This window comes from Pseudomonas syringae, from assembly GCF_002157375.1.
GTDB lineage: Bacteria > Pseudomonadota > Gammaproteobacteria > Pseudomonadales > Pseudomonadaceae > Aquipseudomonas > Aquipseudomonas syringae_T.
Map to the genome: position 1 here is coordinate 397,632 of NZ_MTSA01000003.1, position 11,802 is coordinate 409,433.

Genomic DNA, 11,802 nt, shown 5'->3' on the forward strand with positions numbered 1-11,802 from the left:
ATCCTTAATGACTCGGTTTGTTTAGCAAAACCAAACCTTGGGCACGCTCACGCCCCAGCCAACTGGTCCAGCCCAGCCGACACGTGTTTGCCTGACCGATGCAAATATCTCTGATGTCTTCACTCAAAAGCTCAAGACAGACGTCGTAATCCAGCGGATCGCGCAACGTGAACTGCACGAGAGCCCCCAACGGCACATGGCCCTGGCCTATGGGCAGAAATTCATGGAAGCGATCCCAATTCAGTTGTTTTATATGGATGCGAAACTTGCCTCCCCGATCAGGAACCCGCTTGCCCAGCACGGCATCCCGGCCTAGCCGGCTACTGGCTATACCAAGACGATTCACGTGCGACTGCCCGATCTCTACCGATCGTTCCACGCATTGTTCAATGAACAACGGAGCATGCTTGAAGTAGTAACGAAGCACCGACTCGATCAGGGCGGCAGAATGCGCGCGCAGGCTCAGCAGGCCCAAGTAAGGCAACAGCCGCTTCCAGTTCAATTCGGTGGTGTTGCGAATGCGCTCTCCGTGCAAGCCGATCAAGGCAAAGAGTTGCTCGGAAAACGGATCGGTCGCGCCACTGGCGAACATCGCGTGGTAACGATACTTGCGCCATACAGGCCACATGAGTTTCTGCAGGCGATGATTGAAGATGTCCAGAAAATCACGTGTCGCATTGGGTTTTTCCCGCTCTCCCAATGCTTGCTCGGCATAAAAAGTCGGCAGCGGCGAACCGGAGCCGGCCAGACTCATTACATTAAGGTAAAGCCGAACATACAGTTTTTCGTTCTCATGAAAAAAAGCCATGCCTTCAATATCACTGCGCGGAAATCCGAACTCCGGATTTGCCCGTAATTCAAGGTAGTCATGCAGTTGCTCATCATCAGCGTTCGGGTGAACGTCGCGCAGCCCGTCAAGGATCAGAGGAATCGCCTGATAAATCGAATACTCCCGTATATTCTGGCTGAGCGTTGTCAAAGCAGCGGCTGCTGTCCCATGCGTGGCATCCATTCGTAACCACCTCCCTGTGCGGTTTTAACGTGCAGTTCATGGAAAGAGTTCAAGCTGGCGTAAAGCGCGAAGAACTCGTTGAGGACGGAAGCGAACAGAAACAGACCGGCTTCATCCGCCCACCCTTCGGGCGCAATAAGCAGTTCGGTCTTTATGCCCCTCACCGGTCGGCCTTCGTGCAAACGGTCAACGTGTTGATGATTGATGGACATGAGCCCGCTTAACAAACGCTGACTGACTTTCTCGGCACGCTTGTCGTGGTAACGTGGAAGATCGTAAGTTTCAAGAATGACTTTTAACGCCTCGATGCTCGCCAGGGACAGATAATTCAAAGACATGTTGCTGATGACGCGCCATAGAAAATCCCGGTCGACGGGAGGCACGTAGCTCTTGGTGGCAGCTGTAATATTCCTGAACCGAAGGAAGTCGGGGGTATCTTCGCTTGGCTTGCATATGCCTCCCACCCTGATGCGCTGTGGAAGATTATGGTTTGTGCAGGTTAATCCAATGGAAATGGTTTCATTTTTTCGATCCGTGCGAACATCGAAACTTAAATATGTATCAAGCCCGTCATGCACGATAGAGTCACGATGACGCACACTATAATAGGGAGCGTTGCCCTGCACATCGACAGCCGGATCGTGCTCGAATGACTCGAAAGGCACATAGTCTTGATAGCCCTTTCCTCCGGGTTGCCACCCGGTGACTGCATCAACCGAATACACTCCACAACTGCCGTGCGCCCAGTGCGCGGGGATCAACAGATACTCATCCTGGCGAGCATCGGCGAGGATAGGCAGCGCATCCTGCTGGAACAGGTTAACCACCGGGGTGCAGTACAATTTTATATGCTCAGTGGTGGGGCGGAGGTTATGCAGTTCCTCGCTGTGCATTTCAAAGACCCACTGAAAACCGCGCGCATTGACCAACTGATCTTCGCTCAGTGACTGGATGACCTCGAGCCCACCGACGTCAGAAAAAAGAAATTTGTCTGGAAAACAAAAGTACTCTTGCAGATAGCGGTAACCCCGAAACGTATTCAGGGGATAGGGAATCAATGACTCTTCTTCCGAGAAGCCGACGGCCTGCACCCTGTCTGCCGAAATATCGAACTGGACGGGTGCCCCGTCGCGAGCGATCAGCGGTTCATCCTGCCCATTCAGCAATAACAATTTGATACTTTTCAACTTTCGCATGAAGCCAAGGTACAGCGCCTGGCTGATATACCGATCGCCTGCAAAGTGAAGCCGTAGCCGGCTCAACTTCAACATTCCCAAGTGCCCCTCGCCTGTCATCTCCAGGCCCAATGTCAACGTTGCAACCTCTCCGTCAGCCGAGTACGAAACACGCGATAACGTCAGGGGCAATACCTCTGTTGAAAAGCACGTACGAAACCGGCAAGTCAAACCATCCACGGCCTCGCTTTCAACCGACATGCCACGCTTGACCGTCAAGCCAGGGCCGGAAGCGATCAACGGTTCGAATTGCAACATGCTCATTGCAGGCATAGGCCGCATGTAATTTGGCCACAGCAATTGCATAAGCGAATGGGTCAGTTCAGGCAAATTGTCATCGAGCTTTTGACGCAAGCGTCCCGTCAGGAAAGCAAAACCCTCAAGTAAGCGCTCGACATCAGGATCTTCGCTGCCCTCTCCCAAAAACGGAGCCAACGCGGGATTACGCGCTGAAAACTGTCGGCCCGCTTGACGAAGAGCCATCAGTTCATCTTGATAATAGTGGTTAAATGACAACGTTGACCTACCCGAATGAACCATGAACATTAACAAAAGAAATCACGCGTAACCTCGAGGGGTCACGAACTGACAAGCGAGGCCGTGGCGTTACACCACCGTTACTTCTCCACTGCCGCTGAGCGTCGCAAAAAGCCGAACAGGCTTTTTAATGCCGTCCACCTCCACACTGGCGTTTATAGAAAACTGACGCCTGAGCAGACAATTTTCGTTTTCCTCAGGCACCACACAAACTTCTGATAAGCGAGGTTCGTAAAGGCGAACGGTTTTTTCAATAGCCTCTCGAGACTGTCTGACTGACTCGTGAAAACTCACGTTCATGTCATTAAGGTCCGGCAATCCATAATCAGGCAGCATTTTCACAGTTCCTGCACGGGTACAAAGCAACTGTGAGACGTGCGACGCTATGGACACCATAAGCCGCTCCTCACCAGGAGGATACGGCGGCTGCCTCATGTTCTCGGCGACAAGACGTTCGAAAAGGCTTCCCTTCGGATTCATGGCCTGCCTCTGCCTATTCTTTGTCCATCTTCCCAATCAGTGACAGCGTGAAGTCGGCAACCATGTATTTGAAATGCGGACGAACATTCAAACTGACGCGGTACCAACCCGGATCGCCTTCAACATCACTCACAGTGATCTGAGCCTTACGTAAAGGCCGTCTGCCACGCACTTCAGCGCTTGGATTTTCCTGATCGGCAATGTACTGACGGATCCACGTGTTGAGTTGAACCTCCAGATCTGCCCGCTCTTTCCAGGCGCCTATCTGTTCCCGCTGCAACACTTTGAGGTAATGCGCAAGCCGATTGACAACCATCATGTAAGGCAACTGGGTTCCCAGTTTGTAATTAAGCTCGGCTGTTTTACCCTCTGGACTATTGCCAAAAAGCTTGGGCTTTTGCACTGAACTTGCGGAAAAGAACACCGCGTTGTCGCTTCCTTTGCGCATGGTCAATGCGATGAAGCCTTCCTCTGCCAGCTCGTACTCGCGCCGGTCGGAGACGAGTACTTCAGTAGGAATCTTGGTCTCGATTTCCCCCATGCTTTGGAAGTGGTGCAATGGCAGGTCCTCGACAGCACCGCCACTCAATGGGCCAATGATGTTGGGGCACCAACGAAATTTGGCGAAGCTGTCTGTCAGCTTTGTAGCAAAAGCGAAGGCAGTGTTTCCCCACAGGTAATGCTCGTGAGCCTTCGCGACGCTTTCCCTGTAAGCAAACGTTTTTACCGGATTGTCCTCTGGCTCGTAGGGACCGCGCAGAAGAAAACGTGGCACTGTCAATGCAAAATAGCGTGCATCCTCCTGCTGCCGAAAACTCTGCCATTTCGCAAACTGCGGTCCATCGAAGTGGTCTTTCAGATCTTTCAGATCGGGCAGCCCGGTAAACTGCTCAAGCCCAAAAAACTCGGGGCCTGCTGCGGCAATGAAGGGTGCATGGGCCATACACGCGACGCTTGATACGTATTGCATTGTCTTTACGTCTGGCGCAGTGGGGGAGAAAAAATAATCGGCGATGATCGCGCCGACAGGGTTACCACCAAACTGGCCGTATTCGGCTGTGTAGACGTGCTTGTAGAGCCCCGACTGAACGACTTCAGGCGAGTCCTCAAAATCGTCGAGCAAGTCTTGCTTGGAAACGCTCAGCAACTCGATTTTTATGTTTTCACGAAAATCGGTTCGGTCAATCAGTAGCTGCAATCCACGCCACGAGGCTTCCAATGCACTGAACTCTGCATGATGGATGATTTCATCCATTTGACGACTCAGCGTGGCATCAATTTCAGTAATCATCCGGTCAACCAGCGCTTTTTTTACCGGTTCATTGCTGTTTTGCGGTTTCAGCAGTTCTTCAATAAATGCAGCGACCCCACGCCTCGCAATGTCATAGGCCTCATCGCCAGGGTTCAATCTGGTTTCAGCAATCACCTGATCAAGAATTCCAGTATGAAACTCGCGCCTATCACCTTGCTGCATAGCTTTTGTTGTCATGCCTTGGGCACTCCAAAAATAAAGTTCAATGATCTATTGCGCCACTGCATCCAGGCCTAGCTCAGCCAATACTTTATTGCGAGACTCCTTATCGGCGATGACCTTCTCAATGGCCTTGCGAAAAGCCGGCATGTTCCCCAACGGCCCCTTGAGGGCCATAAGAGCGTTACGTAATTCCATCAGTTTCTTAAGTTCGGGAATCTGCTCGACGAGGCTGGCCGGGTTAAAGTCGTTCATCGAACCCAACTTGATACTCACGGCCAGCTCATCAGTATTGCCGTCAGACTGCAGGCGATCAGGAACGCTCAACACAAGCGCAAGTTCCTGCTTAGCCATCACCTCATCGAAATTGTTTTTGTCGATGCTGATGGGTTTACGGTCTTCAAGTTTTCGCTCATCGATTCGCTGCGTAAAGTCTCCCAGCACCAGCAGTTTCAATGGCAGCTCTACTTCTTCCTGAGCGCCTCCGACTGCTGGCTTAAAAGTGACATTAATGCGTTCTTTGGGTGCGACAGAGCCTGCTCTGGCCATTGTATTTTCTCTTGACTTATTTAAATTTATCTTTGGTCAGGCAATTAATCTTTCGAGGTCGTAGTGACATAACCTTTGATGGATTTCTGCTTTACGCTGTACCGAGGATTCGTTGTGAGGAAGCTGACCATAACAGTCATATAGCAAGCGCAGTACGTCGAGCGAAGTCCGTGGCTCCCAAGTGTGCAAGCCTGCTGACTGAAGCGTTTGATCAAGAAACTCAAGCTGGATTTTTGCAAGCTCGTAGTTTTTTGCGTGATGACACAGACGTGCCAGACACAGCCTCCAGAAAAACCGGTCTCGTTCGCCATTCGCACGGTTAAGATGTTGACTCATTATCTGGACGGCAGCCTTCAAACCGTTCTCGGGTAACGTGTCAACCAGCTCACCATACACGGCCTCCCACTCGGGCTGGTTATGCGGCTTGTCAGTATCATGGGCCTGATTTGCAGGACTCGCAGGTGGCATTGCATGAATGGCCATCCACTTTCGTGTTTCAGCATCGGCAAATGGCGTACCGTCCTGAAAATAAAGACCGATCACTTCTGGCATTCGTTTTATAAACAAAGCGACATGCGCTTCCACCTCACGCATGGCCGCGTCTGCATCCAGCGCTTTCAAGCATTGCCATATCAGGCGCTGGCCGTCGAACCAGAAAGGCGCACGCACCAAAGCAGCCTCGACATCGACGATAAGGTCTGCGTAAAGCCCCTGCTCGAACCGCTCTTTGTAATTCCTCAATTTGTCCGCAGGCAATGCTCGTAGTTGCGTCACTTTCTCTGCGTTGTACCCGGGAATATCATCGACCTCGAGCCACACCAGCGATCGAGCCAGGCGAAAGGCGCGCGAATCGGTGCTTTTCTGTTTTAACCACCACAGGCAGAGGTTTCGTGCAGATTCCTCTAGAGTGCCTAACGCCCGCTGTGCATCCTTTTCGTTATCAATATGAGGGTTGCTGGAAAATAACTGGGCAGCAACCTGCTTGACTTGCTCAACTACCGTGACAGGCTCTTTCTCGACCTGAATGGCACGCTGAATCATGCGCGTCAGTCGTCTGCGAATGGGCAGTAGCAACGGCGCTTCATCTACAAGGTATCGACCGAATAATTCATCCAGGCTATCAAGATACTTGACCATCTGTTGAAAAACCGGAAGCTGGCGAGTAATCGCGATATCCTCGACAAGCAGCTTTTCAAGCCTCAGCACTAACCACCCAATGGCAGCACAACGGGTTCTCGACTTTCTCGGGTACAGTACTTGCCAGTGCTTGTCGCAAAGGTGATGAATGAGTCCGAGGCCTGCCAGTAATCCGGCGAAAGACTCGCACTCATATAACGCCCAGGTCAGCCAACTGGCGACCCGCAGATCCTTGGACTGATTGACAAGAATACGCTCACTGCCTTCCCTGATTCTTGACCAGTCGATATTTGAAGGCCCAAGAATCGATTGCGCACCACCCAGTTCACTTTCCAGCGTTTCGAAAAGCGTCGAGAAACGTATATCTTCGCCGGCATAAGCTTGATCGGTTACAGGATGCCTGGCCATCTCCAGGTATCGAATGGACAGTTTATCGTTATAAGCCACTCCCACCCCCCTCGACGCAATTTAATTAACCAAAGGCACTAAGCCTCATCAACTAGTGCAGACTTTATCCCTGGTGAGCACCACAAACAAGTCAACGAAAGACACATCACGCTTTTTCAGAAATTTCCTACGCAGAATAGAAAAAAATGTAGGACTCCATACGGTATAAAGCCCCGAATTAATAGCGCACTATCAACCGTTCACACCGTGCAAGATGTTGCGCACTACATGGTAAAACCTTGGCTCCAGCTATTCGATCTGCCGCGCAGGACGCCCTCATGTTGACTGCGCAAAAAAAGCTTACTGCATAAAAATCTTGCGCACTTTTCCAGACCAAAACACCCGAAAATTTAACTTGATAAGAACAGCAATGCTGTCTTCACCGTCTGTGGCGTGGCCTGACGGGCACTTGGCACAGTATTTGTTAGTGTGATCATTCGCTGCACACAGGTTCCAGCTGCGCAGCACATACTAAACTTACGGAGAATCCAATGCCTACACCAGCGTATCTGTCTATTACAGGCACAACACAAGGTCTTATTACAGAGGGTGCATCCGCAGCAGATTCTATAGGCGGCACAGGACTAAGCGATCATAACGACCAGTCGATGATCCTGGCGTTCACTCACGAAATCATAGTCCCCTACAACCCTCATTCCGGCGACAATACAGGTCCACACATAAACAAGGCTGTTTGCATCACCAAAGTGTTTGATAAGGCGTCGCCCTTGCTATCAAATGCGCTGGCAAAGGGTGAGCTACTGCAGGAGGTAAAAATAGAATGGTACCGTACTGCCGGTACAGGCAAGCAGGAGCGCTACTACACAACGACGCTGACGGACGCCAAGATAGTGGGTATCAAAGACTATATGCCTAACTGCCAAGACCCGGCAAATGCCCACTTTACTCACTTGCAGGATGTGCATTTCAGCTACGCCAAAATAGTGTGGAGCCACACAGAGGCCAATACAACGGGTTCCTATAACTGGAGCGCACAAGAACAGGGTTGAACCGTTGATTTACCCCATCGATCGGCAGATCGATGGGGTCCACTTACCGGCTTGCGCTCAGAGAAAACCATGCAGTCCACTCCCGCTAATCGACCTCGATTCAGGCTGAGCCTTGAAGGGCTCAGTCACGAACTTCAAGTTCTCGCATTCACCGGCCATGAAGCCATCAGCCAGCCATTCTGTTTCGCGCTGGAACTGGTCAGCGAACGTACGGCGCTGGACCTCGAAAGCCTGCTGGGCCTGCCGGCGTTTCTGCAGTTTGCGCCTGATGGTGGAGGTATTCACGGTCTTATCGACCGTGCCTCTCAAGGCGACTCGGGCACTCGCCTGACACACTACGCAATCACGCTACGCCCGCATCTGGCCCGACTCGGTCATCGTACCAACCAGCGCATTTTCCAGCATCGAACAGTGCCGCAGATCATTGCGACGGTACTGGAAGAACATCACCTGCTGGCCAATAACTATCGCTTCGAACTCGGCACAACGTACCCCGAGCGCGAATATTGCGTGCAATACAACGAATCGGATCTGCACTTCGTGCAGCGGCTTTGTGAGGAAGAAGGTCTGCATTATCACTTCCAGCACAGCGCCGCCGCGCATCAACTGGTGTTTGGCGATAACCAGACAGTATTTCCTGAAACCGGCCCGGTGATTTACCGGCAGGACAGCGCACTGACAACCTATGAACCGGTGATCAACCATTTCGGGTTACGTCTGGAAACCCGGTCCGACAGTGCCACTCGCCGGGATTATCATTTTGAAAAACCGCTGTTGACCCTGCAAGGTTCAACGCAGGGTGACACCCCGTTGAACCTTGAGGATTACGATTATCCAGGTGGCTTCACTCACCGTGACCGGGGCGAACATCTGGCAAAACGTGCGCTTGAACGCCACCGTCATGATTACCGGCAAGGTGAAGGGCAAAGCGATCAGCCCCGCTTGGCCAGCGGGCACTTTCTGCAGTTGAGCGAGCATCCCAACCAGAGCTGGAATGAGCTTTGGCTGTTGACCGACGTTCGTCACAAAGGTCGTCAGCCACAAGTGCTCGAGGAGTCCGCACCTCAGATTCAAAACGACGCCGATTTACGTCAGAACTACCGTAATACCTTTTTGGTGACACCGTGGGCAGCCCCCTATCGCCCACCCCTTCGACACCTGAAACCCAGGATTTTCGGCAGCCAGACCGCCGTGGTCACCGGCCCTAAAGAGCAGGAAATTCACTGCGACCGGCATGGTCGGGTCAAGGTGCAGTTCCATTGGGATCGCGAGGGGCAGGCCGATGATCGGAGCAGTGGCTGGCTAAGGGTGTCGTCCAGTTGGGCAGGCAACGCCTATGGCGGCATGGTCATCCCGCGAGTCGGCATGGAAGTGCTGGTGACCTTTCTCGAAGGCGACCCTGACCGGCCAGTGATCAGCGGCTGCCTGTACCATGCCGAGCACCTTCCGCCCTACGAACTGCCTGCCCATCAGACACGTAGCGTGTTCAAGACCCTGAGCAGCCCGGGCGGCAACGGTTCCAACGAACTGCGTATCGAAGACCGGGCCGGTCAGGAGCATATCCATGTTCATGCCCAGCGCGACTGGAATCAGAACATCGAGCATGACCAGACAATCCGCGTCGGTCATGAGCGCCACGATCAAGTGGAGGGCAACAGCTACAGCGAGTTCAAGGCTCAGGAGCATCGCACTGTCGAGCTGGACCGGCTGACTGAAGTCAGAGCAAGTGATCACCTCACGGTGGGAGGAACGCAGCACATCAGAGTCGGTGATGGTTTGCTGGCAGAGGTTGGGCAGGAAGTCCATATCAAGGCAGGGAACAAGGTAGTGATCGAAGCGGGGCTGGAAATCACCCTCAAAGTGGGTGGTTCCCTTATCAAGATTGATGCCAGTGGCGTGAGCGCGAACGGGCCGCAAGTGAAACTCAACTCAGGAGGAAGCTCCGGGAACGGGAGCGGAGCCCAACCTCTTCTCCCTGGCCTGGCCGCATACACAAGCTCAGACAAACCGGGGCTGATAACGGCTCGCGCACAAGCACAAGCGATGATACGCAGTCCATTTTGTGCGCAATGCCAGAAAGCAACTAACGAAGCGCCGACATGAATCAGGCCAATTATCTGTTGATCGATGGACTGTTACGGCCTGAAGCAATAAAGCAATTGTACCAGCGCGACGAGTACATCGAGATCGCCCCACTGTACCTCGGCACGCAGTGGTCAGAGGTCCTGGACCTGGGGCCTGTGCTGGTGAAAACGCCGTGTTCATCTTCGCTCATCCAGGAGTGGTATGAATATCCCGCGCACAGGTCCGATGCCTGTGTTTTTTCAAGCCGTGCCCCCTTGAACGTTGTTTCTGAGCATTTGCGACGATTTCTCAACCTGAACGACGACTCAGGGAACTCATGTTTGCTGCGCTTTGCAGATCCGCTGGTGATGTATTACTGGCTATCGAGCTACAGCAGAGAGCATTTGAGCCCGACGTTGGGGCCTATCGATCAATTGTGGGTTCAGACGCCGCTGCACGGTTGGCAGCAGAAGCGTGGCCCAACCCTCGCGACATTTGTGAATGAGCATTCGCAGGCCCTCAGACAACAGCGTTCCCCCCGTTTGGGCGAACCGCAGTTTCAGGCGTTTGAAAAGTGCTACCGATGGCTGCTTGAAGAACGTATCCATGAGTGGCTCACGGCGCACGAGCCGCAGCCCTTCGCGAACCGGACTGACGATCAAATCGATACATGGTTGAAGCGAGCGGTGGACAGCGGCCTTGAGTGGGGGCTGGTCAGCGAGTACGCATTGGCCACATGGGCTGACATCTGCCACGACTGGGGACTCGATTTCGTAAACCTGTCGCAAGGCCCCTACCCGTCCTGGCAAAACCTCTATCCACAGTATCAGCGCTTACCCCCGGAGTTGCGCGTCAACGCACTGGATGAATATCGCCAGCAGCTTCATAAAAACACGAGCACTCTGCATGACCGATAAAAACGGCACCCATCAACAACGACGTGCTGCACGCTTCCCCAAAACCCCGGCCACTGCCACCAGCCTGTGCCCGTTCAGAGGGCCGAACGTTGCCATCGTCCCGGTGCGCTATGCGCTGGATCGCTCGCGCTACGACGCAGCCCCCCGACACCTGAAGCCGCTGCCCAAAGACGGCAACTGGGCCAGTCTGCCGCCCCTGAAAACCCGCAGTTACACCTTGCGCCAACTGTACGACGGCTACGTCTACGTGTTCGATGAAACCGCAAAAACCTTTCACGAATATGCCGTGTCAGCCTCCGATGGCCACCTGAGCCGGATTGTCTGGACCGACGCCCAGATTGGCAGCGACCAGCGAACCGGTGCCAGCGAAGGCCAGCCCTTTCTGCTTTACCCGCGCAACAACCGCCTGCACATCGCCTTTTCTGCGCGGCAATGGACGTGGCGAATGTGCGAGCACCTGCGCTCCAATGCTTCAGACCGCGCACGGTGGATGAAGCCGCTGGACCTGGCCCGCTACTGCGACACGATGGCCGAGCCGCACACCCTGCCCCTGAACCGCATCGCTGAGGCCGTCGCAGATATCGACAAAGAGCGTGTCGTTGACGACGGGCGTTTTGCCGACTCGGCAATCCCCAGCACCCGCCCGCTATCGGCGGACGACGAAGGCCAGGCCTTGTTTTCACCGGTCGGCGCTGACGTTTTCTGGCAAGGCAGCGTTGACGATCAGAGCAGCTCTCTGCTCATCGCCCTTGATGACCCACTCGCCGTTTTCAACGATATGGGCATGCAACTGGCGGCCGATCAGGCCGCTCTTCGGGATTGGCAGGGCGCGCACGAACACAAGATCCAGATCGCCCAGGCCGTCGTCACATTGTGTGGCGCAGAGAGCGAACCGGAGAAGCTGCCGGCGTTTGTGCGCGGTGATGCGTTGCGCACACATCAA

10 protein-coding genes are annotated in these 11,802 nt (G+C 53.6%); 4 read left to right on the top strand and 6 right to left on the bottom strand.

What is annotated here, in order from left to right:
- Nucleotides 1-4: 4 nt before the first annotated feature.
- The 6 genes from tssG to tssA all read right to left on the bottom strand — a co-directional run bounded on the left by tssG (nt 5) and on the right by tssA (nt 6,868).
- Entirely contained in the window at nt 5-1,012 is a 1,008-nt protein-coding gene (gene tssG / locus BW686_RS05275) for a type VI secretion system baseplate subunit TssG (protein WP_084915034.1), read from the bottom strand.
- Nucleotides 976-2,763 carry a type VI secretion system baseplate subunit TssF gene (gene tssF / locus BW686_RS05280; RefSeq protein ID WP_179149178.1) on the bottom strand — a complete coding sequence of 596 codons (1,788 nt, stop codon included), beginning with the start codon at nt 2,761-2,763 and terminating at the stop codon, nt 976-978. The genes tssG and tssF overlap by 37 nt, the downstream gene beginning before the upstream one ends.
- Nucleotides 2,764-2,853: 90 nt before the next feature.
- Nucleotides 2,854-3,264 (bottom strand): type VI secretion system baseplate subunit TssE, encoded by a 411-nt coding sequence (gene tssE / locus BW686_RS05285; RefSeq protein WP_084915037.1) that lies wholly within the window; start codon nt 3,262-3,264, stop codon nt 2,854-2,856.
- A gap of 13 nt (nt 3,265-3,277) precedes the next feature.
- Nucleotides 3,278-4,753: a type VI secretion system contractile sheath large subunit gene (gene tssC / locus BW686_RS05290; protein ID WP_084915039.1), complete on the bottom strand. Its 1,476-nt coding sequence runs from the start codon at nt 4,751-4,753 to the stop codon at nt 3,278-3,280.
- A 33-nt stretch (nt 4,754-4,786) separates the two neighbouring features.
- Nucleotides 4,787-5,284 (bottom strand): type VI secretion system contractile sheath small subunit, encoded by a 498-nt coding sequence (gene tssB, locus BW686_RS05295; RefSeq protein ID WP_084915041.1) that lies wholly within the window; start codon nt 5,282-5,284, stop codon nt 4,787-4,789.
- 36 nt (nt 5,285-5,320) lie between these two features.
- On the bottom strand, nt 5,321-6,868 hold the full coding sequence (gene tssA, locus BW686_RS05300) for a type VI secretion system protein TssA (protein WP_084915094.1): 1,548 nt from the start codon (nt 6,866-6,868) through the stop codon (nt 5,321-5,323).
- Nucleotides 6,869-7,359: 491 nt separating this feature from the next.
- Here tssA and BW686_RS05305 point away from each other — a divergent pair, with 491 nt between their 5' ends.
- The 4 genes from BW686_RS05305 to BW686_RS05320 all read left to right on the top strand — a co-directional run.
- Complete coding sequence (locus BW686_RS05305) at nt 7,360-7,878, top strand: Hcp family type VI secretion system effector (RefSeq protein ID WP_084915043.1); 519 nt, start codon at nt 7,360-7,362, stop codon at nt 7,876-7,878.
- Between the two features lie 69 nt (nt 7,879-7,947).
- Nucleotides 7,948-9,981 (top strand): type VI secretion system Vgr family protein, encoded by a 2,034-nt coding sequence (locus BW686_RS05310; protein WP_084915046.1) that lies wholly within the window; start codon nt 7,948-7,950, stop codon nt 9,979-9,981.
- Nucleotides 9,978-10,859 carry a DUF4123 domain-containing protein gene (locus tag BW686_RS05315; RefSeq protein ID WP_084915048.1) on the top strand — a complete coding sequence of 294 codons (882 nt, stop codon included), beginning with the start codon at nt 9,978-9,980 and terminating at the stop codon, nt 10,857-10,859. The genes BW686_RS05310 and BW686_RS05315 overlap by 4 nt, the downstream gene beginning before the upstream one ends.
- Nucleotides 10,849-11,802, top strand: a 954-nt coding sequence (locus BW686_RS05320; protein WP_373270981.1) for a toxin VasX, incomplete at its 3' end; no start/stop codon positions are given. The genes BW686_RS05315 and BW686_RS05320, both read left to right, overlap by 11 nt.

Coding starts and splice junctions, on each gene's coding strand:
- tssG (WP_084915034.1), bottom strand. CDS start 1,012: ATGGATGCCACGCATGGGACAGCAGCCGCTGCTTTGACAACGCTCAGC.
- tssE (WP_084915037.1), bottom strand. CDS start 3,264: ATGAATCCGAAGGGAAGCCTTTTCGAACGTCTTGTCGCCGAGAACATG.
- tssC (WP_084915039.1), bottom strand. CDS start 4,753: ATGACAACAAAAGCTATGCAGCAAGGTGATAGGCGCGAGTTTCATACT.
- tssB (WP_084915041.1), bottom strand. CDS start 5,284: ATGGCCAGAGCAGGCTCTGTCGCACCCAAAGAACGCATTAATGTCACT.
- BW686_RS05305 (WP_084915043.1), top strand. CDS start 7,360: ATGCCTACACCAGCGTATCTGTCTATTACAGGCACAACACAAGGTCTT.
- BW686_RS05310 (WP_084915046.1), top strand. CDS start 7,948: ATGCAGTCCACTCCCGCTAATCGACCTCGATTCAGGCTGAGCCTTGAA.
- BW686_RS05315 (WP_084915048.1), top strand. CDS start 9,978: ATGAATCAGGCCAATTATCTGTTGATCGATGGACTGTTACGGCCTGAA.